Origin of the sequence: Dactylosporangium sp. CA-052675 (assembly GCF_050947935.1) — a bacterium.
Lineage (GTDB): Bacteria > Actinomycetota > Actinomycetes > Mycobacteriales > Micromonosporaceae > Dactylosporangium.
Genome location: NZ_CP192010.1, coordinates 4272558 through 4297594, shown reverse-complemented (window position 1 = coordinate 4297594; position 25037 = coordinate 4272558). Strand labels below are relative to the sequence as shown.

General features: G+C 74.1%; 18 protein-coding genes. 6 read left to right on the top strand and 12 right to left on the bottom strand.

Features of this window, described 5'->3' with window-relative positions:
* Positions 1-35 precede the first annotated feature (35 nt).
* Positions 36-773 carry a LamG domain-containing protein gene (locus tag ACQP1P_RS19720; protein WP_433088151.1) on the bottom strand — a complete coding sequence of 246 codons (738 nt, stop codon included), beginning with the start codon at positions 771-773 and terminating at the stop codon, positions 36-38.
* A 357-nt stretch (positions 774-1130) separates the two neighbouring features.
* Here ACQP1P_RS19720 and ACQP1P_RS19715 point away from each other — a divergent pair, with 357 nt between their 5' ends.
* Entirely contained in the window at positions 1131-4259 is a 3129-nt protein-coding gene (locus tag ACQP1P_RS19715) for a GH92 family glycosyl hydrolase (RefSeq protein WP_433088150.1), read from the top strand.
* Between the two features lie 48 nt (positions 4260-4307).
* On the opposite strand, the gene ACQP1P_RS19710 is transcribed toward ACQP1P_RS19715, so the two are convergent.
* The 3 genes from ACQP1P_RS19710 to eccB form a co-directional block, all read right to left on the bottom strand.
* Complete coding sequence (locus ACQP1P_RS19710; protein ID WP_433088149.1) at positions 4308-5141, bottom strand: alpha/beta fold hydrolase; 834 nt, start codon at positions 5139-5141, stop codon at positions 4308-4310.
* Positions 5142-5292: 151 nt separating this feature from the next.
* Complete coding sequence (locus tag ACQP1P_RS19705; RefSeq protein WP_433088148.1) at positions 5293-6282, bottom strand: methyltransferase; 990 nt, start codon at positions 6280-6282, stop codon at positions 5293-5295.
* Between the two features lie 32 nt (positions 6283-6314).
* Positions 6315-7691 (bottom strand): type VII secretion protein EccB, encoded by a 1377-nt coding sequence (eccB, locus tag ACQP1P_RS19700; protein ID WP_433088147.1) that lies wholly within the window; start codon positions 7689-7691, stop codon positions 6315-6317.
* Positions 7692-8069: 378 nt separating this feature from the next.
* On the opposite strand from eccB, the gene ACQP1P_RS19695 reads away from it, so the two are divergent.
* Entirely contained in the window at positions 8070-9002 is a 933-nt protein-coding gene (locus ACQP1P_RS19695) for a type VII secretion protein EccE (protein ID WP_433088146.1), read from the top strand.
* Positions 8999-9655 carry a hypothetical protein gene (locus ACQP1P_RS19690; RefSeq protein ID WP_433088145.1) on the top strand — a complete coding sequence of 219 codons (657 nt, stop codon included), beginning with the start codon at positions 8999-9001 and terminating at the stop codon, positions 9653-9655. Before ACQP1P_RS19695 ends, ACQP1P_RS19690 begins: the two co-directional genes overlap by 4 nt.
* 8 nt (positions 9656-9663) lie before the next feature.
* Here the strand turns inward: ACQP1P_RS19690 and ACQP1P_RS19685 are convergent, their stop codons facing one another.
* On the bottom strand, positions 9664-11769 hold the full coding sequence (locus ACQP1P_RS19685; RefSeq protein ID WP_433088144.1) for a hypothetical protein: 2106 nt from the start codon (positions 11767-11769) through the stop codon (positions 9664-9666).
* A 182-nt stretch (positions 11770-11951) separates the two neighbouring features.
* Here ACQP1P_RS19685 and ACQP1P_RS19680 point away from each other — a divergent pair, with 182 nt between their 5' ends.
* The 3 genes from ACQP1P_RS19680 to ACQP1P_RS19670 all read left to right on the top strand — a co-directional run bounded on the left by ACQP1P_RS19680 (position 11952) and on the right by ACQP1P_RS19670 (position 17108).
* Positions 11952-14690, top strand: coding sequence for a hypothetical protein (locus ACQP1P_RS19680; protein WP_433088143.1), 2739 nt, complete (start codon positions 11952-11954; stop codon positions 14688-14690).
* Positions 14687-15901: a hypothetical protein gene (locus ACQP1P_RS19675; RefSeq protein WP_433088142.1), complete on the top strand. Its 1215-nt coding sequence runs from the start codon at positions 14687-14689 to the stop codon at positions 15899-15901. Before ACQP1P_RS19680 ends, ACQP1P_RS19675 begins: the two co-directional genes overlap by 4 nt.
* A 187-nt stretch (positions 15902-16088) precedes the next feature.
* A complete protein-coding gene (locus tag ACQP1P_RS19670; protein WP_433088141.1) occupies positions 16089-17108 on the top strand; it encodes a patatin-like phospholipase family protein in 1020 nt (339 codons plus the stop codon).
* 71 nt (positions 17109-17179) lie between these two features.
* On the opposite strand, the gene ACQP1P_RS19665 is transcribed toward ACQP1P_RS19670, so the two are convergent.
* The 7 genes from ACQP1P_RS19665 to eccCa form a co-directional block, all read right to left on the bottom strand.
* The gene (locus tag ACQP1P_RS19665) at positions 17180-17515 is read right to left on the bottom strand and encodes a hypothetical protein (RefSeq protein WP_433088140.1); all 336 of its coding nucleotides are present in this window, start codon (positions 17513-17515) and stop codon (positions 17180-17182) included.
* A gap of 10 nt (positions 17516-17525) precedes the next feature.
* Complete coding sequence (locus tag ACQP1P_RS19660) at positions 17526-19157, bottom strand: hypothetical protein (RefSeq protein ID WP_433088139.1); 1632 nt, start codon at positions 19155-19157, stop codon at positions 17526-17528.
* Positions 19158-19168: 11 nt separating this feature from the next.
* Positions 19169-19513, bottom strand: a complete 345-nt coding sequence (locus tag ACQP1P_RS19655) for a hypothetical protein (protein WP_433088138.1) — start codon at positions 19511-19513, stop codon at positions 19169-19171.
* Between the two features lie 65 nt (positions 19514-19578).
* A complete protein-coding gene (locus ACQP1P_RS19650; RefSeq protein WP_433088137.1) occupies positions 19579-19881 on the bottom strand; it encodes a hypothetical protein in 303 nt (100 codons plus the stop codon).
* Between the two features lie 14 nt (positions 19882-19895).
* Complete coding sequence (locus ACQP1P_RS19645) at positions 19896-20207, bottom strand: hypothetical protein (RefSeq protein ID WP_433062458.1); 312 nt, start codon at positions 20205-20207, stop codon at positions 19896-19898.
* A gap of 37 nt (positions 20208-20244) precedes the next feature.
* Positions 20245-20859 (bottom strand): hypothetical protein, encoded by a 615-nt coding sequence (locus ACQP1P_RS19640; protein ID WP_433088136.1) that lies wholly within the window; start codon positions 20857-20859, stop codon positions 20245-20247.
* A gap of 107 nt (positions 20860-20966) precedes the next feature.
* Positions 20967-24944, bottom strand: a complete 3978-nt coding sequence (gene eccCa / locus ACQP1P_RS19635; protein ID WP_433088135.1) for a type VII secretion protein EccCa — start codon at positions 24942-24944, stop codon at positions 20967-20969.
* Positions 24945-25037: the final 93 nt, after the last annotated feature.

Genomic DNA, 25037 nt, shown 5'->3' with positions numbered 1-25037 from the left:
CCCGGTCAACAGGCAGAGTCGCTGCCAGATGCCGCTCAGGCGATCGCCTGGACGTCGGCGTCCGTCAATGCCCTGGTCCAGACCTTCACCTGGTCGACGCGGCCGGGGAAGTGGTCGGCGTCGCCGCCGTTCCACTTGCCCCGGCCGATCGTGAACGCCCCGCCCGCACCCCACGCCGGACCCGCGGCGGCATCCGCCACGAGCACCCCATCGACGTAGAGCCGCAGCCGGCCGGCGGACGCATCGCGCACCCCCACGAGATGCGTCCACCCGTCGGCCCGCGGCGGGAACGGCGACACCGCCCGGGTCGCCGCGGCGTTCGCGGTGTCGGCGGCGACCATCGCGAACGCCCACGCGTCGTCCGCCGCCGAGTACTGCAGACAGAACCCGCTCGCCTGCGCGCCGTCCTGCCCCGCCACCGTGGCGAAGTTCGACGTCGCCGCGAGCCGGACCCACGCCGAGACGGAGAAGCTCGCCGCGGTGTCCACCAGCCGGGCCGCGGTCGCGAAGCCGGTGCTGCCGTTGAGCACCAGCGCGCTCCCGCTGAAGCCGCCGCCGCCGAGCGCCGCGCCGCCGCTGAGGGTCAGGGACGCGTCGGCGGCGTCGAAGGAGTACGCCGCGACCCGGCTCGTGGCCAGGCCCGCGGCGGCGGCGATCGCGGCGGCCGGCAGCGCGTGGTCGTAGGTGCGCACGTCCTCGACCGAGCCGGCGAGCCCACCCAGGGCGGCCAGGCGGAACAGGTCCCGGCGAGTGGGGTGCGATGGCGGGTTCACGTGACGTAGCAAACATTTTCCGATGGAATGTGTCAACGAAACTCATGAATTTTCATCGGTACTTGTTCGAAAGTGTTGACTCCGTGCAACGCCCACGAGACTTCTGCCAATCATTGACAGATAGGAATCCCCGCGCAACCCCGCCGGGCATCGGTCGCCTCCGATCCGCCATCGACCCCCGGCGGCCCGAGGGACGGCGAATCCGCGCGTTGACGGAGCGTTTCGGCGGGTTTGCGCGCAGTGATGGGGGTCTGACCTGCGCACGTATTGACAAATGTTGACCAAACGCGGATCAGGGACTATGAATGTCCATCGAGAGCGCTCTCCCGTCCTCACCGCCACCGAACGGGAGACACCATGCCCCGATCCCGCAAGGTCGACCGGCTGCTCGCCGGCGCGGGAGCCGCCCTGCTGGGCAGCACCCTCGCCGTCGTGCAGTTCGCGGCCCCCGCCCAGGCCGCCGACCTCAACCTGACCCAATACGTGAACCCGCTGATCGGCACGGACGACTCCAACTCGCCCAACCCGGTCGGTGGTGGCGCGGGCGGTAGCACCTTCCCGGGTGCCACCGTGCCGTTCGGCATGCTCCAGTTCAGTCCGGACACGCCGACCGCGTCGCCGTCCGGGTACCGGGACAAGGACCGCACGATCGAGGAGTTCAGCCTCACGCACTTCAACGGCGCGGGCTGCCCCAACAACGAGGACCTCGGCCTGCTGCCGGTCACCGGCGCGCTCGGCTCCTCCCCCGGCACGAACTGGACCAGCTACTCCTCGGCGTACACGAAGACCAACGAGGTCGCCCAGGCCGGCTACTACAAGAACCGGCTGGACAAGTATTCCACGAACGTCGAGGTCACCTCGACCACCCGCACCGGCGTCATGCGCCTGCAGTTCCCCTCGAACACGCAGTCCCGGCTGCTCGTCAACACCAGCCGGAGCGCCACGGGCAACCGCAGCGGCAGCGTCAGCATCTCCGGCAGCACCATGACCGGCAGCACGACGGCCGGCGGCTTCTGCGGCTCCTCGAAGACCTACCCGATCTACTTCTCGATGAAGTTCGACCGGGCCCCGTCGTCGTTCGGCACCTGGAACGGCTCGACGATCAGCAACGGCTCCGCGAGCACCTCCGGCGTCAACACCGGTGGCTTCCTCACGTGGGACACGACGTCCAACGCGAACGTCAACGTCCAGATCGGCGTCTCGTTCGTGAGCGTCGCCAACGCCACGGCGAACCTCAACGCCGAGACCGCGACCTTCGACACCGCGCGGACCAACGCCAACAACGCCTGGAACGCCGCGCTCAACCGCATCCAGGCCACCGGCGGCAGCGCGACCGACCTGCAGAAGTTCTACACCGCGCTGTACCACGTGCTGGTCAACCCGAACATCTCCAGCGATGTGAACGGCCAGTACCGCGGCTTCGACAACGCGATCCACACCGCGACGCACAACGTGTACCAGAACTACTCGGGCTGGGACATCTACCGCTCGTGGGCCGCGCTCGTCGCCTTCATCGCGCCCGACGTCACCAGCGACATCATGAAGTCGATGGTCCTCGACGGCCAGCAGGGCGGCCTGCTGCCCAAGTGGTCGCAGCAGACCAACGAGGACTTCGTCATGACCGGCGACCCCGGCCCGATCATCGTCGACAGCGCCTACCAGTTCGGTGCGCGCGACTTCGACACCGCGGCCGCGCTGCAGCTGATGAAGAACGCCATCGCCGGCCAGGGCGCGCAGGGCTCGCCGATCCGCGGGCGTGAGGCGGAGTACGAGTCCAAGAAGTACATCCCGGGCGCCCCGTCGGACTCGATGGAGTACTCGGCGTCGGACTTCGCCGTGGCCCAGTTCGCCAAGGCACTCGGGGACACCACGACGTACAACTCGGCGATGACCCGCGCCCAGTACTGGCGCAACACGTTCAACACCGAGTCGAGCTTCATCCACCCGCGCAACAGCGACGGCACCTGGCCGTGGCCGCTCAACCCGGCCCAGGAGAGCCCGTTCACCGAGGGCAACGCGGCGCAGTACACCTGGATGGTCCCCTACAACTTCGCCGGGCTCATCAACCTCATGGGTGGCCCGCAGACCGCCAGGCAGCGCCTCGACCACCACTTCACCGAGCTCAACGCCGGCCTGTCGCGCCCGTACTTCTACCTCGGCAACGAGCCGGAGCACGGCGTGCCGTGGGCGTACAACTTCGCGCAGTACCCGGCCGGCACCTCCTCGGCGGTGCGGCGCGTCATGAACGAGCAGTTCACCACCGGCGCCGGCGGCCTGCCCGGCAACGACGACCTCGGCGCCACCTCGGCGTGGTACATCTGGTCCGCGATGGGCATGTACCCGGCCACGCCGGGCGCCGACACGCTCGCCATCCACGGCCCGTCGTTCCCGTCGATCCTCATCCAGCGCTCGGCCGGCAACATCCAGATCAACGGCGGCAGCGCGACCTCGCAGTACGTGCAGAGCCTGACCCTCAACGGTTCCGCGGTGGCCAACAACTACCTGCGCTACCCGGACCTGGCCGCGGGCGGCACGCTGAACTACACGATGGGCACCGGCCCGTCCTCCTGGGGCACCGGCGCGGGCAACGTCCCGCCGTCCTTCACCGACGGCGCGACCCAGCCGGCCACCCCGCCGAACCTGGGCACCAACCTGGCCCAGGGCAAGACCGCCACGGGCTCGGCCACCTGCGCCGCCGCCGAGTCGGCCGACAAGGCCGTCGACGGCAGCCTGATGAACAACAGCAAGTTCTGCACCTCCGCGGCGACCAAGTTCCTCCAGGTCGACCTCGGCTCCAACCAGTCCGTCGGCGCGGTCGTGCTCAAGCACGCCGGCCTCGGGGCCGAGAACACCGGCTGGAACACCGGCGCGTTCACCATCTCCACCAGCACGGACGGCACGAACTGGAGCCAGGCCGCCACGGTCTCGGGCAACCGGTCCAGCCGCACCCTGCACCAGTTCACGGCGCGGACCGCCCGCTACGTGAAGGTGGACATCTCCACCCCCGCCAACGACGGCAACGGCGCGGCGCGCATCTACGAGTTCGAGGTCTACGGCGCCGCGACCGGCGGCAACCTCCTGCTCAACAAGGCCGCCACCGCCGACTCCTCCTGCGCCTCGACCGAGGGCCCGGAGAAGGCGGTCAACGGCAGCGTCTCCGGCGGCAACTCCGACAAGTGGTGCTCGCTGGGCACGAACAAGTTCCTCCAGGTCGACATGGGCGCCGCCAACCACCTGAGCTCGATCGTCGTGCGCCACGCGGGCGCCGGCGGCGAGTCGGCGTCGTGGGACACCCGCGACTTCGACCTGCAGGTGTCCAGCGACGGCAGCACCTGGACGACGGTGGCCTCGCCCCGCGGCAACACCGCGGACGTGACCACGAGCGCGGTGAACGTGACCGGCCGGTACGTCCGGCTGAACATCATCACCGCGACCCAGACGACCGACACGGCGGCCCGCATCTACGAGATCGAGGCGTACGCGTAACGGTTGTGCGGCAAGGGGGCGGCCGTCGCGGCCGCCCCCTTTTCGCTGTCACAGGGTGCCGGCGAGCCACTCCAGCGCGGCGGCACCCTGGCGCATCGCCGTGATGTGGCCGGTCTGCGGGATGAGGCGCAGCTCGGCGCCCTTGACGTGCTCGGCGAGCCAGGCGCTGTGCGCGGCGGGCACCATGCGGTCGTCGGCGCCGTGGATGAGCAGCACCGGGCGGTCGATCGCCTCCGGCTCGAACCCCCACGGTCCCACGTTGGCGAGATCGTCGTCGATGAGCCCGCCCGGCCCCGTCAGCAGCGCGGCCGGCACGATGTCGTCGAACCAGGCCCAGTCGGTCCGCAGCGCCTCCCAGTCGGCGGGCAGGAACCCGATGTCCTCCTCGCCGGTCGCCGCCGCGAGGTGTGCCGCCTTGGCCTCGCGCCCGTCGAGCGCCGCCCGCAGCGACCCGGCGGCCCCGGCGGCCATCCCGTCGAACCAGCGGTCGGTGAACCGCTCGTGCGGCGCCAGTCCCGAGATCCCGGCCGCCGCGACCACCCGCTGCGGCAGCAGCGCGGCGCAGGCGAGCGCGTGCGCGGCCCCGCTGGAGTGGCCCATGACCACGAACCGCTCGACCCCGGCCGCCTCGGCGACGGCGGCGGCGTCGGCGGCCACGGACCCGATCCCGCGCCCGGGGCTCGGCGTCGAGGCGCCGTAGCCGGGCCGGTTGTGCGACAGCCATCGCAGCCCGAGCCGCTCGGCGGTCTCGAACAGCGGCGCGGGCGGCTCGCCGATGTTGGGGGTGCCGTGATGCCAGTAGACGACCGGGCCGTCGCCGCCGGAGTCGTACGCGTGCAGCAGGCGACCGTCGGGCAGCTCAACCCCGAATTCCGTGACCACGGTCCCGAGCCTAGTGGCCCGGCCCTGGTGAGGGCCGGGCCGGGCCCGCTCGGGAAAGGACGGCGGCCCGCTGGGCGTTCGTGGCGTTGCCGTCCCACCGCTGCAGCTGGGAGCCGTTGGTCGTGCTGCCGGACGGGCCGACCACAGGACGTCAGGCGGGGCCGGCCCGGCGGAGGGCGAGCAGGGACCGTGTGCCGGCCGGGGTCACGTCGGCGACCGCCAGGCCCGCCGCGGCCGCGAGGTCGCCCAGGTCGCCCAGGGTGCGCTCGCGGCCGTTGAAGTAGCACAGCATCCGCATGTCGCCCTCGGTGTCGTAGGCGTCGCCGATGTGGTCGCAGATCAGGACCGTCCCCGTGTCGCCGGCCGCGTCGGCGCAGCGGCGCAGGATGCGCGCGGCGTCCTCGTCCGGCCAGTCGTGCAGGACGCCGGAGAGGACGTAGCCGCCGGCCCCGGGCGGCAGCTCGTCGAAGAAGCTGCCCGGCGCGACGCCGGCCCGGTCGGTCAGGCCCGCCGCGGCGATCGCGTGCTCGGCGCGGGCCACGGCGCCGGGCAGGTCGACGACGGTACCGCGCAGGCCGGGATGGGCCCGCAGGATCGCGATCAGCAGGCTGCCGTCGCCGCCGCCCACGTCGACCACGTGGCCGAGCACGGCCCAGGGGTAGGCCGCGGCGACCTCGGGCGCGTCCGCCGTCAGCCGCGAGCTCATCAGGCCGTCGAACTGGGCCTGCCGCGCCGGGTCGGCGGCCAGGTCCTCCCAGAACGGGCGGCCGAAGCGGCGCTCGAACACCGCCTCGCCGGTGCGCACGGTGTGCAGCATGTCGGCGAAGCACAGGTCGGCGCGGCCGACCGAGCCCTCCAGGTCCAGCCAGGCGCGCTGACCCCGCGGGTGGTCGTCGCGCAGCTGGTCGCCGAGGCCGGTGAGGGCGTAGCCGGACCCGGTGCGCGCCAGAACGCCGGCCGTGACCAGGTGGCCCAGCAGCCGGCCCAGCGCGTCGGGGTCGGCGCCGGCCGCCTCGGCCAGCGCGTCGGAGGTGGTCGTGCCGGCGGCGATGTGGTCGGCCAGGCGCAGCGTCGCCGCGACCCGGATCGCCATCGGGGTGGCCAGGTCGGCCGCCGCCCAGATGTCGCGCTCCTCGCTCATGCCCCGAGCCTGTCGGGCCGGGCACCGCGATGTCAACGACCCTGGTACTCCTGCGCGGCCGCCTGCGGGTCGAGCGTCGGGCCGGAGGGCAGCAGCGCCACGAACGGCAGCGGCAGCCGGCTCGCCCCGGCCGGGTTGAGCTGCAGGCGGGCCACGGCGTCGGCGGAGACGACCGGGAAGCGCTGGCCGGCCTCGGTCACCAGGTTGAAGCCCCCGTCCTGCCCGGCCGTCGTGGTCGCGAGGACCAGAGCGCCGGTGCCGGGCACGATCGCGACCGCCGTGGCCAGGTCGCCGTCGGTGCCGGCCTTCGTGGCGATCGGCGGGGCCGACGACGGCGCCGGCATCTCCCGCGGCAGGCTCACGGACACGGCCCAGGGCGCGTCGCCCGGCGGGGTGCCCGGCGTGGTCGAGATGCACAGGGGCTGGCCGCGGACGGGGTCGACCGCCTTCGGTACCTCCTTGGGCCACCCGGCGTTCCCGGGCACCGCCAGCCGCGAGGTCGCGGCGTTCACGGCCCCGGGGTCGGCCTTGACGAGCTTGCTGTCGCCGGCCAGCAGCAGCGTGGCGGTGAGCGGCGTGATCGGGCTGAGCCCGTCGGACTGCACCAGCGAGTAGCTCGGGCCCTGGCCGGTGCCCTGGGTCTGGATCACGTCGCCGACGTTCGCCTTGACCGGCAGCGTGACCTTCGGCGCGCCGCCGCGCGACACGGCCGGGACGGCGATCTCGGGGCCCTCCGGCAGCGTGTCGAGCACGCGGGGCGGCACGCCGATCGAGCGGGCGTCCTGCAGGCCGAGCAGGGCGCGGGTGTTGCCGCCCAGCCGGTACCGCCGGCCGAGCGTGACGAGCCAGGCCGTGCCGGCGTCCTCGGCCACGACGGCGGAGGCGGACCCGAGCGCGCCCTCGGCGGGCGCGGGCAGGCCGACGAGGACCTCGATCTCGGGCCGCACCACCTGGGACCCCGACGGCAGCATGCACACGGTCCACGGGCCGGCCGCCAGGCGCTGCGGGATGCCGTCGGGCGCGCCGGGGATGCCGACGGGCAGGCCGCGGCGCCTGCCGTCGAGGGCGGACGAGCGGACCTCGGTGGGCCGTCCGCCGCCGACCAGCAGCGCGGAGCTGAGGTTGAGCGCGGGGTGCAGGACGCCGTCGACGAGGACGTACCGATCGCCGCTGCCCTTGACCAGCACCGCGCCCGAGTCCGGCAGCGCGGGTCCGCTGCCCCCGCCGAGCAGCCCGGCGACGCCGAATCCGGCCATGACGAGCACCGCGATGACCGCGCTGCCGATCATCGTCCGGTTCAGCCGGCGGTGCGGGTCCTGCCCGGCCTCGTCGGCGCCCAGGACCAGGCTCGTCACGCGCCGCCGGCTCTCGTAGTCGTAGGCTGCGACGTGGTCGCGGGTGGTCGCCATCGTGTCGGTGCGTCCTCAGCGTCGGGTTGTCCGGCTGCTCCCTGCGGCTTCATGATACGGGGACAGCGTTCGACACCACTGACCGGAACGGGGCGGCGAGGGTAGTGGCGGCACAGGCGACACTGCGCGGCGGGTCACGACTGCGGCTCGGCCGGGCGCGGCTGCTGGCGCTCGAGGCGGCGGCCGGCGCCGGGATCGCGGGCGGGGTCCTGCTGGGCGTCGGCGGCTGGATCCTCGTCGGCGTCGCGGTGGTGGTCCTGGCGGTCACGCTCGCCCGCCGCGACGGCCGCTGGGTGACCGACCTCGTGTCCGCGCGGGTGCGGCGGGGAGCCGCGGCGAGCGTGCTCGCGGCCGCCCGCCCGGTCGCCGGCGGCCCCGGTGGCCGGGCTGAGCGCGCCGCCGCCCGCCGAGCCGGTGACCGTGCTCGGCGGCCCGGCCGAACTGGGCGCGGCGGCGCAGGTCGCGCCGCGGCTCGAGGTGGCCGAGTGCGTCGACCGCAACGACCGGCCGCTCGGCGTGGCCTGGGACGGGCAGGGCTTCGCGGCCGCGCTCGAGCTGGACAGCCGCACGCCGATCCGCCTCGACCTGGGCCGCCTGGCCGCGTTCGCCGCCGACGACGACGTGCCGCTGGCCGGCGTGCAGCTGCTGATCGAGCAGCTCGGCGTCGCGCGCGGCAACGGCAACGGCTCCATCCCGCAGGCCCGCGACCCGTGGCCGGGCGCCGGCATCCCGCTCATGCGCCGGGCCTGGGTCGCGGTGCGCTACGAGCCGATCTGGGCGCCGGACGCGGCGCGGCGGCGGGGCGAGGGCGGCGCGGACGGCGCGCGGCGGGCGGTCGCCGCGGCGCTGGCCCGGCTGCGGGTGCGTCTGCTGTCGCAGGGCGTTTCGTCGGTACCGCTCGATGCCGCCGACCTCGCCCGCGCGCTGCGTGCCGTCGGCGATCCGGCCCCCACGGGCACCCTGCGGCGCGACGGCTGGGTCACCGGCTCGGCCCACCACCAGTGCCTGGGCGTGACGGTCACGTCCGCCGCCGGCTGGCTCAAGCTGCTCGAGGCCGTCGGCACCGGCCCGGCCAACCGGTCCGTGGTGTCGCTCGCCGTCGAGCTCGACGGGGCCGCGACCCGCACCCGCGGCGCCGTGCGCCTGGTCGCCGCCGACCCCGCCGACGCCCGCCACGCCGGCCAGCGCCTCCTCGACGCCGGCCTGGCCACCCCGCTGCCCGGCGCGCAGGCGGCGGGCGTGCTGGCCACCCTGCCGCTCGGCGGCGGCCCGCGCCCGCTGACCGGCGCCATCGGCTGGACGTCGCGATGAGCGCCCCGCACCCCGGTGACGCGGACCTGGGGATGCTCCCGTCGACCCGCTGGGACGGCCCGGACCGCGTCGGCCTGGCCCTGGACGTGCCGATCGGCGGCCTCTACCTCGGCACCGACCGCGCCGGCCGCCCCGCCTCGGTCGCGGCGATCCAGCCGCAGCCCGTGCGCCTGGGGGTGCTCGGCCACCCGGCCCTGGCCGCGGCGCTGGCGTACCGCCTGGTCGGCGTCGGCTGCCAGGTCGCCGTGCTCACCGTCGACGACCGCTCCTGGGCCACGCTGCGCGGCCTGCTGCCCGGCCCCGGCCTGACCTGGCTGGACGGCCCGTCGAACTGGCCGCCGTCGCCGGGCAGCGCCCCGGGCACGTTCCCGGGCCCGCAGGTCCTCGTCGTGGACCACCCGAGCCCGCCGCCGCTGTGGGTCGGCCAGCACCCGTGGTGCACGGTCGTGCACGTGAGCGCGTCCCCGCCGCACGACGCGGCGTTCTGGTCGCACGTGGACGCGATCCTGCTCACCGGCCAGGGCTACTCGGGCGTGCTCGCCAAGCGCTGGGGGCACCCGGAGGCGGCCCTGGCCGAGTCGCTGCGCCCCGGCGAGATCGCCCTCGCCGACCGCCACGGCGTCCTGCCGATCCTGTTCCCCCGCACGCCTTAGGCTCCGGTTCAGCGGGTCTCGGGCAGGGCCGGGCGCAGGTACACCGTCGTGCGGGTGCCCGTGGCGGAGCGGGACCGTGTGAACAGCGTGTGCAGGCGTCCCGCGCGGTCCGCGCGGCCCGAGCGGCCCGGCAGCAGGCGCGCCGCCACGGCGTCGAAGGGGCGGCGGTCGCCGGTCGTCGCGAGCCACGCGCCGACCCGGCGGGCGATCTCGGCGTGGCCGATCATCGGGCGCATGAACGCCGACGCGGTCGACAGCTCCGACACCCGGCCGTCTCCCAGGCCGATGCGGACCATGACGCCGGCGCGGTACGCCGTCGCGACCTCCTCGCTGAGCACGCCCGGGATCACGGGGCGCACGGGGGCGAGGTCCGCGGGGAGGCCGGCGTCGGCGAGCAGGGCGGTGACGAGCTGCGGGCGCCAGCCGGGCAGCTCGTAGTACACCTTGACGCCGAGGCGGCCGCCGGGGGCCAGGCCGATGCCGAGCTCCTGGCAGAAGCCGTGCGCCTCCAGCTTGGCCAGCACGTCCAGCGCCGGGGCGCCGGCCGGCAGTCCGAGCCCGCGCAGGGCCGCGGTGACCCGGTCGAGGGCGCCGCCGCCGGCCGCGCCGTTAAGGTCGTGGTGCAGCGTGCTGAGGTACACCTTGAGCACCTCGCCACCGCCGGCGTGGGCGTCGACGCCCGCCCACACCCAGAAGCGGTTGCCCTCGGGCACGGGCAGGGCCGGGTCGACGAGCACCTCGAGGGCGGGGCGGGCGTTGACCCAGGCGTCGGCGCAGCCGAGGACGGCGGCGGTGCGGCCGATGGCGTGCAGCGCGCTGACCGCCCGCGGGAAGGGGGGCAGGACGGGATCGCCGGCTTCCACGGTGTACCGCAACGACGGCGCCCCGTCGGTGACCGACAGCTCCACGGGCAGCCCGCCGGACAGCCCGGACAGCTGCTCGCTCGGCCACGGGGCGGGCGCGGCCAGCGACTCCCGGGTCAGCTCGCGGAAGACGGCCACCGCGCGGTCCGGGTCGACGCCGAGGCCGGCCGCGACCTGCCCGATGAGCCGGTCGTAGCCGAGGCCGAGCGCGTCGCGGCCCCCGGCGGCGGGGGCCGGCGCGGGCTCGGCCGGGCCCGCGGCGAGCAGGGCGCGCAGGGCGGTGGCGGTGGTGAACACGCCGCGGGCGTCGAGGCTACGCTCCCTGACGCCGCCGCCGCTCGGATCGGGCACCAGCAGCTCGGCGTCGCCGGCCCAGCCGCCGCCGGGACGCTCGGCGGCCAGCAGCGGCCCGGTGTCGGCGGGGCCGTCGGTGAGGGCGAGGGCCTGCAGCCACAGCGCGTGCCCGAACGCGGTGGCCGGCGGGCGCACCGGGGCGGGCACCGGGGTCAGCCCGGGCCGGCCGGCGGCCGACCACGCCTCCAGCGCCAGCACCGTCGGGTAGCCGTCCTCGCCCCACCACATGCTCGTCCAGCGGCCCGGCGGCTTCTGCCAGCCGGCGACCAGGCGCAGGTAGCCCTCGGCGAGCGCGGCCCGGTCGAGCGCGCCGGCCTCGTGCTGGGCCAGCAGCGCGGCCGCGGCGACGTCGGGCGTCGGCTCGGACCAGCGGCGGGCGCGGTACACGTCCTGGTAGGTGCGGTAGCCGGTCTCGCTCTCGTGCGCGGCCAGGAACGCCAGCGCCGCCGGGGGCACCGTCCGGCCGCGCGCCGCCAGCAGCCGCACGGCCCACGCCGTCGAGTCGGCATCGGCGCCCACGCCCCGGTTGTAGCCCCAGACGCCGCCCGGCCCGGCCGCGGCGAGCAGCCAGTCGGCGGCGGCGTCGGCGCTCGCGGCCGCGGCCGCGCGGACCTCGGGCGCCAGGTGCGGCGAGGCGGCCGCGGCGGCCTGCGCGGTGCCGGCGTAGGCGGTGACCCACGTGTCCGAGCACCCGACGGCGACCATGAAGTCGCTCCAGCTCCCGCGCGGATGCTGCAACCGGCGCAGGTGCTCCACCCCTCTTGCCGCGGGCTGCATGGCGCCCCGTGCCGCGGGCTGCATGGCGCCCTCCGCCGCGGGCTGCATGGCGCCCTCCGCCGCGGGCTGCATGGCGCCCTCCGCCGCGGGCTGCATGGCGCCCTCCGCCGCGGGCTGCATGGCGCCCTCCGCCGCGGGCTGCATGGCGCCCCGTGCCGCAGGCTGCATGACGCTCCGATCCGCGTCCGGGCGGCCGGGGCGGTTTCGCCGGGGCCGCGGCTTATCGACGTGCATGGCAGAATACGGGGTAACCGTGATCCTTCGAAGCGCCGCCCGCGGGGGGCAGGAAACGGGGAGCAGACATGGGCGACTTCTCGCAAGCGTCGCTGGCCGCTGCCGCCGGCGTCGATCCCTGGAAGCTGCAGGCCCAGTTCACCGCCGGTGACCCGGAAGAGATCTACGCCATGGCCCGCGGGTTCAACCAGGCGGCGGCGCAGCAGGGCGACGCGGTCACGCTGGCCACGAAGGGGCTGGAGACCGCCGGCGACGGGTACAAGGTCAACAACGCGACGCCGATCGACGTCGGCGCGCAGGTCTCCGAGGCCAGCAAGGCGCTGGGCAACAACGGCGAGAAGCTCGGCAAGATCGCCAAGCTGCTGTCCGAGACCGCCAGCGACCTCTCCGTGCGCACGTCCACCGCGAACACGCAGATCACGACGCTGGTCGGCGACGTGAACGCCATCATCGGCGAGTGGAACCAGACGGTCCGGCAGAACCACAACGACCCGGACTTCCAGCAGAACCGCCAGCAGTACATGGCGCCCTACATCGCCCGCGCGGTGCAGAAGGTCAAGGACGCGGGCGGCAAGCTCAGCACGTCGGTGCAGGAGTACGAGCAGTATCTGGCCGACCACCTCAAGGCGATGGCCGACCTCGGGTACATCCCGCCGACGGCGCTGGACGAGGGCCCCGGCGACGTCGACGTGCCCGACCCCAAGGCGGCCGCCGACGGCACCGTCGGCGCGACCAAGCTCAGCGACCCGAACGCGGCCAAGGCGGCGTTCGACCGGAGCACCTCGTATCTCAACCTGCTCAACGCGAAGCAGAAGGCCGGTGTCGCGCTCACCGAGGCGGAGAAGAACTGGCTGAAGGGGTACTACGAGGAGCTGACCCCGCACTTCGGCGAGATCAAGGACTGGGCGGACAAGCAGATCGGGGTCAAGCCCGGCGAGAAGCCCGACCAGAACAACCCGTTCGTGCAGATGGTCAGCCGGGTCGGCGACGGCTTCCTGAACCTGTCGCAGAACGTGCCGTATGACCAGCTGCCCCGGTCGGCCCGGGACATCATCGCCAGCAACCTCGGCGTCACCGACCCGAGCGACCAGGTGGGCTTCTTCGCCACGCCGGGCGAGCGGCACCTCGGCAGCGAGTTCCCGCCGGTGACCGACCCCGCCCTGCTCAAGGCGGCCGGCTTCGTCGGGCTGCTCAACGACTACTCCAGCGACGACGTGAAGCCCAGCGACGACCTCGCCTCCAACCTCAAGGACGCGTCGCTGCGCTGGAAGCAGCAGATCAACGTCATGTACGCGAACTACAAGGCCGACTTCCCGATCGCGCACGGGTACGACGAGTCGCTCAAGGAGATGTCGGCCGACGACTGGAACAAGCTCATGCCCGACGAGCTGTCGTCGGACGCGCTCGGCGTGGTCGCCCGCAACCGGGACTTCACCAACGACTGGATCGTGCACAACGCGGGCGAGCGCCGCGAGGTCATGGGCATGAACTGGCAGTCCGGCCAGGGCGCGGCCGACGTGATCCTCTCGGCGACCATGCGCGGCCACGGGCTCGACGACACCCGGGCGGCCCAGGCCGGTCTGGCCATCGTCCAGGACGCCGCGACCGACTACAACGGCCTGGCCCACATGGCCAACAAGTCGGTCAAGGGCGCGATCGCGGACGTCGGGCTCACCTACGTCGACTCGTTCGCGCAGTTCGAGAACGTCCCGGCCGGCCAGGACCACACGATGACGATCACGCTGCCCGACGGCACGAAGGTGTCCGGCTTCGCGCTCGACGCGGACACGAAGGGCAACTTCCTCAAGTTCGTCGCGGCCGGCGACCCGGCCGTCTACCAACACTTCCGCGAGGGCACGCTGACCCGCGGCAGCCAGTATCTGCAGATGGCGATGGCGGCCGGGCACCACGACCCGAGCGACCCGGCCTACGCCAAGGCGCTGGACGACGCGATCCGGCTCACCGCCTCGACCGACGGCGCGGCCGCCGCGGTGCTCAACGACGCGGTGGTCGAGGGCGCGAGCGCCGACCAGGTCAAGAAGATGAAGGAGGATCTCGCCTACGCGCAGGCGATGTCCGACTACAACACGAAGAAGGGCGCCGTCGACGGCGTCAGCAAGGTGTTCCAGCTCGCCGGGCTCGTCACCCTGCCGACGGGGGCGGGGGCCGCGCTGAAGTACGGCTCGACCGCGTTCAGCCTGATCACCGGCGCGGCCGTGCAGGCGCCGCCGGCCCCGGACCAGAACGGCTACATCCTGCACCTGCAGGACTACGTCGACGACCTGGCCAAGTCGCAGACGGCGGCGGCCGAGGCGCGGGCCCGCGTGACCGACAACATCGTGAACATGACGATCCAGGCCAACGCCGCGGCCGGGCATCCGATCATGGTCGACGACGGCAGCGGCCACATGGTGCCGGTGACCGCCAACGCCACGGGGCAGTATCCGGAGTCGGTGACCCGCGACCTCTACAACCAGCTCGGCGTCTACGACAGCCAGCTCGGCGTGAGCTCGGTCGACGACATCCTGGGCAGCTCGCACTCCAACCCGGACGGCCACGGCGGCGGCTTCGACACCCAGTTCGGCACCAGCGTCCCGGGCACCCAGCCGGACAAAGTCGGCACCGTCGGGGACTCGGGCGGCAACTGGTCGAACACCGACGACCAGTACCGCATCTACTACGGCGACGAGACCCGCTGGACCTATCACCAGCCGACCACCTGGGACGGCGCCTACGTCGACAAGCAGGTGCCGGACGACAAGGGCAGCACCACGACGCTGGCGCCCGTCGTGCCGGGGGCCAAGTGAGGCAGGCGCGCGGGGCCGTGGTGCTCAGCGGCCTGCTCCTGCTGGCCGCCTGCACCTCGAAGACCCCACCGCCGGCGCCGGACCCGAGCGCCGCGCCGGCGGCCCCGTGCCGCACCGACGTGATCGCCGGCTGGCACGACGCCGGCCTGGCGGTGCTGTGGGCCGGCCGGACGCCGGACGAGGACCCCGACCGCAAGGGGACCGTCGCGCTGCCCGCCGCGGTCGCGGCGGTCGACGTGCGCACGGGTCAGGTCCGGTCGTACTGCCCGCTGCCCGGACCGGCGGCCGCGCAGCAGGACTACACGCTGGGCCTGCGGCAGGGCGGGACGGACTACCCGGCGCGGCTGGCCGACGTGGACCTGATGCTGCGCACGCAGTACCTCTCCCCCGACTTCCGCTGGTTCGCCGCGCCCGGCCTGCCGCTCGTCGACGTCGCGGCCGGCAAGGTGGCCGCGACCGACTGGACCGGCACGACCGTCGGGCTCGGCCGGGGTGTCGCGCTGCTGCGCACCGGCGAGGGCGCGGCGGCGGCCTGGTGCACCCGGTCGCTGCCGCCGAAGCCGGGCGAGTCCTGCACCCCGCTCACCCCGCCGGGCGGCCCGGGCGCGTTCGTCATCGGCGCCGCCGGCACGCCCGTCTGGCTGCCCGCGGACGCGAAGCCGTTCACGTTCGGCTCGGCCACCGGATACGCCGGCACCGACGGCACCCGGCTCTACGCCGCCGAGACGCTGACCGCCGCCGCCCGCAAGGCGAGCGCGGACCAGCTCGCGCCGAAGGACGCTCCGGTGGACCTCGACCCGGCCGGTCTCGGCGGGTTCATGACGACCGTGCCGGGCCAGCCCGCGGCGCTGCGCAAGGGCGACGACTGGTTCTCCGTCGAGTCGGCCTCCGGCGGGGAGATTCGCACGCGGCAGCACCACACCACCGCCCGGGCCACCGCCGACTCCGCCTTCGCGTGGATGTGGGGCGGCGCGCCGAACCGGTCGCGGGCGCTGGCCGACGGCGGGACGGTCGCGGTCACGGCCGCGGTGGAGAACGACCCCGCGACCGGCCGACCCGTCACCCGCTTCGGCGCGCTCGTCGACGGCACCGACCAGGTGCTCGACCTCACCAAGGACCGCGGGCTGCGCTGCCCGAGGCCCGGCTCGTTCTGCCGCATCCTGGCGTGGCCGGACGGCACCGTCGGCGCCACGAGCGCGCCGGCCCCCTGAACCGCACTCGCGCCTGCTACTATTCGAGCGCGTTCGTTCCGCAGCGCCGTCACGGCGCACGATCTGAGGAGGTGAGTCCGATTTTCGTTCACAGTCGGGTGCTCACCACCACGCGGCGGAGCCGGTAGCTCCACCGTCGCCGGTCCTCGGGCACCCGCATCTCGGATGCCTTGAAAGGGACCACGACGTGTCGCAATCTCACGAATCCCACAATCTCGCCCTGGTGCTCGGCGCCGGTGGGGGCGCCGGCCAGGCCTGGGTGATCGGCGTTGTCGCCGGCCTCGCCGAAGCCGGCTTCGATCTGACCGAGTCCGCCGATCTGGTGATCGGCACCTCCTCCGGTGCCACCGCGGCGGCGTGGGTGCGCAGCGGTATCCCGGCGGCCGACCTGTTCGCCACGATACTCTCCGAGCCGGTCCCACCGGCCGGACAGCGCCCCGCCGGACCGGGCGCGGCCGAACAGCATGCAGCCGGGCGGGATTCGGCCAAACAGCACGCAGCCCGACAGGACTCAGCCGGACCGGACCGGGAACGGCCCTCGGCGCGGCCGCAGACTTCCGTGTTCGAGCGGATGCGGGCCATCAACGCCGCCGCCACCTCGGCCGCCGACCTGCAACGGGCGATGGGCGCGTTCGGGCTGGAGGGCGACGGCGTCCTCGACCCCGCGCTGGGCGTCCAGCGGCGCGCCCAGGTCGCCGCCCGGCTGCCCCGCCCCGAGTGGCCGGACCGGCCGATGGTCCTGGTGGCCCTCGACGCGCACACCGGCGAGCTGGTCACGTTCGACCGCGACTCCGGCGTCGAGCTCGCCGACGCGGTCACCGCGGCCACCGCGCTGCCGGGTCTGGTCCCCACGCCGAACATCAACGGGAGGCGTTACATCAACGGCGGCGTGCGCTCCGCCGACAACGCCGACCTCGCCTCGGGCTATGCGAACGTCGTGGTGCTCGCGCCGTTCAGCGTGCGCAACACACCCCTGGCGGACGGCCAGTTCGAGGGCCTGCGCCGGTTCCCGGGCACGGAGCTCGACGACCAGGTCGAGCGGCTCCGCGAGGAGGGCAGCCACGTCGAGGTGATCGCACCGGACGCGGAATCCCGGGCCGCGATGGGCGTCAACCAGATGGACCCGGCGACCCGGATCCCCTCCGCCCGCGCGGGCTTCGCCCAGGGCCGGCGCGAGGCGGCCCACCTGACGCTCCGCCGGTCCTGAGACGCGGTTCGGGGCCGCGGGGGTGTGCACCCGCGGCCCCGAATGCCGTGCCCAGGCCCGGCTCCGGTCGCTCAGGACATGCCGTCGACGACCGACCTGGAGACGCCGGTCTGCGCGGCCACCGTGGTGGTCCTGGTGAGGGTGTCGCCCGCGTCGGCGGTGGTGTCCGCCCGCTGCCCGTGGACCTCGGTGTTCTGCGACGCGGTCTGCGCGCCCTTGGCGTGCTCGGCCTTGGCCTGGTCGAGCACGTTGGCGAGCGCGCCGGCCGGGCCGACGTCGCCGAACGCCCCGGCCGAGACGAGGGTGCCGTGCACGGTCGAGCCGGCCGTGTCGGCCTGCGCGCTGGCCTGCCGGCTGACCCGGCCGCCCTGCCGGAGGGTTTCGGTGTCGTACGCCATGTCCGCCACGACGGCCTCCTCAGTCCTCGCCCAGCACGCGCGGGCCGGCCGGGTCCAGGTTCGCCGACCACACATCGTCCTCGACCAGCCAGTCCGGCCGCTTGCGCGACTGCCGCCGGCGCTCGTCGCCCTGGCCCGCCTGGGTCGGCGGCAGGTATGACCCGCGGCCCTGGCTCCCGGCACCGCCCGCACGGCCGCCGGCCGCCTCGAGCGGCTCGCCCGGCAGCCGACCGGCGCGGCCGCGCGCGGCGCCCGAACGGCCCCCGGCCGCCGCGGCACCCGAGCCCGGCTGCATCAACGGCTCCTCCGCCACGCCGCCCATGCCCCGGCCGCCGCCCGCGGATCGGCCCGCCCGTCCGGCCCGCCCGTTGAGCAGGGCCTCCTCCTGCGCCGACCCGCCGGAGCGGGAGGCGGCCCGGGCCCGGTTGGTCCAGGTGGACTCCGGCTCGGTGACCAGCGACCGGCGGGCCGGGCCCCGGCGCCCGTCGAGGCCGCCCGGCATGCCGCCCGCCGGCATCGGCGGGACAAACGGCCGGCCGCCCTGGCTGGCCTCCTTCAGCGCCAGCTGCTCGGCCGCGTAGGCCTTGGCCGCCATCCGGTCGGCCGCCTGCTGCCGCAGCTGGCCCGAGGCCGGGTTGTTGGGGTCGAGGCTCGGCGGGAGGAGCCCGCCGTACATGCCGGCGACGCCCGAGGTGCCGCCGCCACCGCCGCCACCGGGCAGCGTCGGGGCGAGCGCGGCCGGGCCGCCGCCGAGGAGGCCGGTCGCCGGGCTGCCGCCGTCCAGGCCCTCGAGCCGCGACGCGTACTGCTCCACGTCGCCGAAGGGCTTGCCGGTGACCGGGTCGATCCAGCGGCCGGTGGTCGGGTCGTACTCCTGGCCCGTGGCCGGGTTGATCAGGTATCCGGTGCGCGGGTCACGGACCCAGCCGCCGAAGTCGCCGTCGCCGGGGTCGAGGACGGACGAGCCCGGGTAGCTGCCCGAGCCGACCTGGGAGCCGTTGCCGGTCGTGACCGTGGCGCCGGTGCCGCCGGGGCCGATGAAGGAGGCGCCGTTGCCGTCGCCGTCGCCGCCGGTCGCGATCGGCTGCGCGGCCCCGTTCGAGCCGCTGGAACCGGTGCCCGACCCGGCGCCGCCGCTGACGCTGCCACCGCCGCCGGCCCGGGTGGGAGCGGCGTCGAGGGAGCCCGGCTTGAAGGCGTCGTAGGCCGAGGACCACTTCTCGATCTCGCCGTTGAGCACCGCGGCGGCCTGGGCCTCGCGGCGGTCGATGGCGTTGACCTTGCTCATCGACAGGGCGTCCTCCGGGCCGATGATCCGGTTGACGTCCTGGTTGTAGGAGTAGTCCTCCTCGTACATCGTCATCTGGGCGTTGCTGCCCGTGGTCGACGCCTTCGACAGGCCAGCCGCGACCTGGTCGGCGTAGCCACCGACGTTGGTCATCCACTTCGCGAGCGGCTGGGCGCGGTCGCCGAAGTTCTGGTAGGGCTCACCGTACTGCTCGGTGACCTTGTCCGAGGTGCCCTGCAGATGCCCGGCCGCGCCGCGCACCGCCTCGGCGAAGTTGCGCCAGGTGGTCGCGACCGACTCGATCGTGTAGGGCTGACCGCTCTCGATCTTTTCCTTGGCTGTCCAGTAATCGTAGTTGGCCATGTTCGCTCCGCTTACTCGGCGCGGGAGTGGCCGCGCCGCGCCGCTGCCTGGGTGGCCGGATCAACGTCGTGCGCCAGCCGCGCCGCGGCGAGCGTGCGGCTGGCGAGGTCGGAGAGGTCGAGCCCGACCTTCTCCAGCTCACCGAGCATCGCGTGGGTCGCCTCGTAGAGCCGGGCGTAGGCCGCCTGACCGCCCGGGATCTGACCGACCGCCGCGCTCGGGAGCAGGTTGTCGACCAGTTGCTGGCGAAGATCGGCCGGGGCCTGGTTCTTGCGCAGGTCGGCGGCGGCCTGCTCCAGCCGCAGCGGGTCGAAGACCTGCCGGCCGTTGTCGGTCCATCCGTACGCGTCGCCCACCGTCATTCCCTCCCAGAGGCGCCGTGACCAGCGGGCCGGGTCGGTGACCCGGCCCGTTCCCGTGTTCAGCCGGCGATGACCCGGCTCATCTGCTGGTTGGTGTCGGCCGAGATCGACGCGACGTTGTTCACCGCGACCTGCTGCGAGTTGAGGTCGGCCGTGTACTGCGCCGTGCGCTGGTGGTAGCGCGCCGTGCGGTCCTCGAGGGAGGCGCCGGTCAGCGCGTCGAGCGCCTCGGACACGACGCCCGTCAGCTTGGCGCGCACGCCCTCCCAGATACGGTCCCAGTCGGCCTGGGAGTTCTTGGTGACGGTCGCGATGTTGACGATGTCCTCGTTCTTGAACTCGATGTAGCCGTTGCCGCTCATGCGATGACTCCCTCTCACATACCCTGGGCGACCGAGGAGCCGACGCCGGCCTTGGCGGCCTGGGTGGCCTGGTCCGAACCGGACTCCGCGGTGGCCCGCAGCTTGGCCAGGTCGTTCTGTAGCTCGGTCAGCGTCTCGGACAGGGCCTTGCCACCGCCGCCGAGGCCGGAGAACGTCGACGAGGTGATCTGCCCCGCCGGCGCCTTCATCGCCGCCTCGCTGAGCCCCGCCTGGGCGAGGATCTTCTGGGTGACGCCCTCCATCTCGGAGACGGCGTTGTTCACGACGCTCTCGGCGGCCAGCACGGCCGCGAGATCGATCTTCACACCGGACACTTCGCACCCTCCTCAAGGTGGTGGTTCTTCAGCTCGCCGGTTTGTCCTCCAGCACCCCGCAGGACTCCGTGAAGTGGTCTTCGGCGGTGCGCAGCGCGAGGTAGACGGGGATGACCCGGCTGTCGTCCTTGGCCTTGGCGGCGGCGATCGCGGCGTCGATGGCCGCGTCCGCGTCGGCCATGTCCTGGTAGACCGCGTAGCTCTCGGGCACCTTCTGGCTCTTCAGCCGGGACCGCGAGTCCTCGATGCCGCCCTTGTAGGTGGGCAGCACCTGGGCTCCCTCGGCCCACATGTCGTCCGGCACCTTGTGGCCGGCCGTCACGACCGGAACCTGGTTGTTGCCCCACGACGCCGCGACGAAGTGGATGGCGACCTGCGCGTATCCGCAGGTCGAGTTGGAGACCGCGGCGACGCCCGCCGGCCGGGTGAGGTTGCGCGACGGCGGCTTGGTGTAGCTCGCCGAGGGCGGGCCCGAGGTGGCCGGCGCGGCCGTGGTCGCGGGCGCGACGGGGCTGCCCGGAGCCGAGGTCGCGGGGCTGCCCACCGGCGGTTTCTTGTCGTCCGAGCAGGCGGCGACGAGCATCAGCACCGTCACCGCGGCGGCTGCGGCACGAACGCCCCGCGTGGTTGCACGCCCCTTCATGACCATCGACATCTGACTCCCCCGTCGGACACCTACATCAATATATCGAAAAGCCGCAACGGTGGCGGGCCGAGCGCCATTTCACTGATCGAAGCTTGACGAACCGGTCACTCCGGGTCCGGTCCGGCGTCGAGGCGGGCCATCTGCACCGGCACCGAGCCGTAGCGGCGGTGCACCAGCGTGCCCCGTCCCGGCGGCAGCGGCGCGGGCCGCACGCCGAACATGGGCGCCTCGTCGCGCGGGGCGCTGAGCACCACCGCGGGGTAGCTCAGCTCGCGCATCGCGCCGAGGAACGGGTCCATGAGGGCCCGCGCGGCACCGCCGGCCCGGCGGGCGACGTACGGATACATCCCGATGTCCCGCGCCTGCGCCATGAACGGCAGCAGCGGCAGCAGCGGGTTGGCGCCCGCCGTCACCAGCTCGTAGTCGTCGACGATCACGTAGACGTCCGGCCCCGTCCACCAGCTGCGGTTGCGCAGCTGCTGCGGGGTGACGTCGGCACCCGGCAGCCGCTTGGTGAACCCCTCGACCAGGCCCGCGACCAGCTCCTCGGCCTGCGTCTGGTTCGCGGCGTAGCCCAGCAGCGACTCCCCCTCGAACTCGCCGAGCATGGTGCGCCGGTAGTCGAACAGGATCACCTTCGCCTGCTTGGCCGGCCACGTGTCGACCACCTGCCGGGCCACGGTGCGCAGCGTCGAGGTCTTGCCGCACTCGGCGTCGCCGAAGACGACCAGGCCCGGCTCCCGCCAGTCGAACTCGACCGGGCGCAGCCGCCGGCCCTCGAGCCCGAGCACGATCCCCTGCTCCTTGGACTCCTTCGGCAGGTCCGCGAACTCGACGAGGCTCGGCAGGAGCCGCACCGGCGGGGCGGGCGGGCCGTCCCAGTACTCGGTGACGGCCTGCACCAGCCCGTTCACGCCCGTCGACAGGTCGTCGGCCTGGCGAAGGCGGTCGATTCGCGGTACCGCCGCCAGGAACTGCATCCGGTCGGAGCTCACGCCCCGGCCCGGCCGGTCGGCCGGCACGGTGAGCTGGGCCTTGCGGTCGATCTCCGAGTCGAGCGCGTCGCCGAGCTTGAGCTCCAGCTTGGTGCCGATCAGGTCGCGCAGGCCGAAGCGCAGGTCGAGCCAGCGGTTCGCGGTGATCATCAGGTGCACGCCGTAGGTCAGCGACCGGGCGGCCAGGCTGATCAGCGACGCCTCCACGTCCTCGAAGTCCTGGCGCACCACCGACCAGCCGTCGACGACCAGGAACACGTCGCCGAACCGGTCGTCGTCCACGGTGCCCTGCTCGCGCAGCCGCCGGTAGTCGGCCATCGTGTCCACGCCCAGCTCGCGGAACCGCCGCTCCCGGTCCTCGATCACCGCCGTGACCTCGGCGACGATCCGCCGGGCGACCTCGGCCTCCTGGCGCCCCGCGACCCCGCCGACGTGCGGCAGACCGGCGAGGCCGAAGAGCGTGCCGGAGAAGTCGAGGGCGTAGAACTGCGCCTCGGCCGGGGTGTGCCGCAGCGCCAGGGCGCAGATGAGCGTGCGCAGCAGCGTCGACTTGCCGGAGCGGGGGCCGCCGACGATCGCCGCGTGGCCGCCGGCCCCGGCCAGGTCGACCCACATCGGGTCGCGGCGCTGGTGGTAGGGGCGGTCGACGATGGCCACCGGCACCCGCAGCGGCGCCGTCTGCGGGTCGGCGCCGAAGCCGCGCCCGGGCCGCACCCGCAGGTCGGACACGAGCATGTCGAGGGTGTCGGGCGCGCCCAGCGGCGGCAGCCAGACCCGGTGGGCCGGGGTGCCCTGCCCGGTCAGCTGGCCGACCATCGTCGAGAGCACCGTACGGCCGCCGCTTTCGACCTCGGCGAGGTTGATGGTCTCCGTCGTGTCCTGCGGGTCGGTGCCGGGCCACGGCGCCGTCAGGGTCTGGGCGGCCGTCTGCGGGCTCGGCTGGTACTCGGCCCGGAACGGCCGCACCTCGAGCCCGCCGGCCAGCAGCTGGTCACCGACCTGCTCCCGGCTGCCGTACGGCCCCGACACGTACGCCGCCCGGAAGCGCCGCAGATTCGCCGACTCGCCGCGCATGTAGCCGTGCCCGGGGGCGCTGGGCAGGCTGAACGCGTCGGGCACGCCGAGCACCGTGCGGCTCTCCTGCTCGGTGAAGGTGCGCAGGCAGATGCGGTAGGACAGGTTCGCCTCCAGCCCCCGCAGCCGGCCCTCGTCGAGGCGCTGCGAGGCCAGCAGCAGGTGCAGGCCGAGCGACCGGCCGAGCCGGCCGATCTGGGCGAAGAGGTCGGCGAAGTCCGGCTTCTGCGACAGCAGCTCGGAGAACTCGTCGACGACGATGAACAGGCTCGGCAGCGCCGGCAGGTCCGCGCCGCGCTGGCGGGCCCGGTCGTAGTCGCGGACGGAGACGAGGTTGCCGGCCGCGCGCAGGATCTCCTGGCGCCGGTTCATCTCGCCCGACAGCGCCTCCTGCATGCGGTCGACCAGCGCGAGGTCGTCCTGGAGGTTGGTGATGACGGCGGCCACGTGCGGCAGGCCCGCCATCCCGGCGAACGTCGCGCCGCCCTTGAAGTCCACGAGCACCAGGTTGAGCTGTTCGGGCGCGTGCGTGGCGGCCAGCGCCAGCACCAGGGTGCGCAGCAGCTCCGACTTGCCCGAGCCGGTCGCGCCGATGAGCAGGCCGTGCGGGCCCATGCCGTCGTACGCCGACTCCTTGATGTCCAGCTCCAGCACCCCGCCGTCGGCGGCGATGCCGATCGGGGCCCGCAGCCGGTCCCGCAGCGGCCGCGGCGCCCACAGCGCCGTGAGGTTGAGCTCGCCGGGGTCGTCGATGCCGAGCAGCCCCGGCAGCGTCTGGTCCACTGTGGACAGATCCTCGGCCTGCGCGGTCACCACGTCGAGCCGGAACTCCGCGAGCTGCTCGGCGAGGGACGCGGCCACGGCGGGCTTGAGCACGTCGGGCCGGCCGAGGGGGGTGAGGCTGGTGCCGACGCGGGTGTCGAGCCGGCCGTCGGCGACGACGAGCTCGACGCCGTGCCCGCGGACCAGCTCGGCGGTGCGCCCGTCGAGGTCCACGACGGTCGCGGCCTGCAGCCCGTCGGGGTTGAGCAGCAGCTCCAGGCCGGTGGTCAGGCCGCCGTCGAGGACGATGAGCAGGTGCGGCACGTCCGGGTCGGCCGCCGCGTGCCGGTTGAACCCGGGGCGGTTGGCCAGCTCGTCCTCCAGCCACTCCTCCAGCGCCGCCAGGGACGGGTGCACGAGCCGGACCGGGCCGGCGTGGTCGACCTCGGTCGGGTGCTGGGCGTGCGGCAGCCACTTCACCCACGACCAGCCGGACGCCTCGGCGTCGCCGGTGCAGACCACGAGCCGCAGGTCGGTCGGGGCGTGCCAGGTCACCGCCTGGGCGACCAGCGCCCGGGCCAGCGAGCGGGCCTCGTCCCGGTCGCCGGAGAGGGCGACGGCGGCGTACCGGCGCAACGACAGCTGCACGGGCAGCTCCGGCACCGCCGAGTGACTCGCGATGAACCGGCGCAGCGCGAGCGCGCACAGCGGGTCGAGGTCCTCGACCGGGCCGGTCTCGCCCGGCACCAGCTGCGTCGCCAGGAACTGCGGGCCGAGGCCGAGCCGCAGCCAGCCGAAGTCGGGGTCGCCGGGCCGGCGTTCCCACAGCCGCGGGCTCGCGGCCGCCGCCCACAGCTGCTCGGGCGCGGGGGCCACCCAGTCGGCGGCCTCGCGCTGGGCGTCGGCGGTGCGCCGCACCCGCTCCCGCATCCGGCCCAGGTAGCGCAGGTAGTCGCGGCGGTTGTTCTCGGCGTCGGCGCGGGCGGTCGCGCGGGCCCGCAGCAGCGAGCCGGCCACCATCGCGAGCGAGGAGAACAGGAAGAACGAGCCCGCCACGTAGGTGATCGGGTTGGGCGGTGCGGCGAAGAGGTACGCCACCGAGCCGAGTCCCGACAGCGCGGGCAACGCGGTCAGCCAGACGTTGCCGGAGTCCGCCCGGTTGATCTCGGGCGGCGGTTGCAGCAGGACCTCACCCTCCGGCACGCTCGGCCGCGGAACCCGGGGCGGGCGGCGGAACGCGGTGGTGGGCAACTCGAACCCCCGTGTGACCTATGGTGACCGCCGATGCGATCGCTGGAACTCTTCGATCGATGAAGTTACCCTACGGACCGGTACGACAAGGGG

Coding starts and splice junctions, on each gene's coding strand:
- ACQP1P_RS19660 (WP_433088139.1), bottom strand. CDS start 19,157: ATGGCCAACTACGATTACTGGACAGCCAAGGAAAAGATCGAGAGCGGT.
- ACQP1P_RS19640 (WP_433088136.1), bottom strand. CDS start 20,859: ATGAAGGGGCGTGCAACCACGCGGGGCGTTCGTGCCGCAGCCGCCGCG.
- ACQP1P_RS19705 (WP_433088148.1), bottom strand. CDS start 6,282: ATGAGCGAGGAGCGCGACATCTGGGCGGCGGCCGACCTGGCCACCCCG.
- ACQP1P_RS19690 (WP_433088145.1), top strand. CDS start 8,999: ATGAGCGCCCCGCACCCCGGTGACGCGGACCTGGGGATGCTCCCGTCG.
- ACQP1P_RS19680 (WP_433088143.1), top strand. CDS start 11,952: ATGGGCGACTTCTCGCAAGCGTCGCTGGCCGCTGCCGCCGGCGTCGAT.
- ACQP1P_RS19715 (WP_433088150.1), top strand. CDS start 1,131: ATGCCCCGATCCCGCAAGGTCGACCGGCTGCTCGCCGGCGCGGGAGCC.
- ACQP1P_RS19650 (WP_433088137.1), bottom strand. CDS start 19,881: ATGAGCGGCAACGGCTACATCGAGTTCAAGAACGAGGACATCGTCAAC.
- ACQP1P_RS19685 (WP_433088144.1), bottom strand. CDS start 11,769: ATGCAGCCCGCGGCGGAGGGCGCCATGCAGCCCGCGGCGGAGGGCGCC.
- eccB (WP_433088147.1), bottom strand. CDS start 7,691: ATGGCGACCACCCGCGACCACGTCGCAGCCTACGACTACGAGAGCCGG.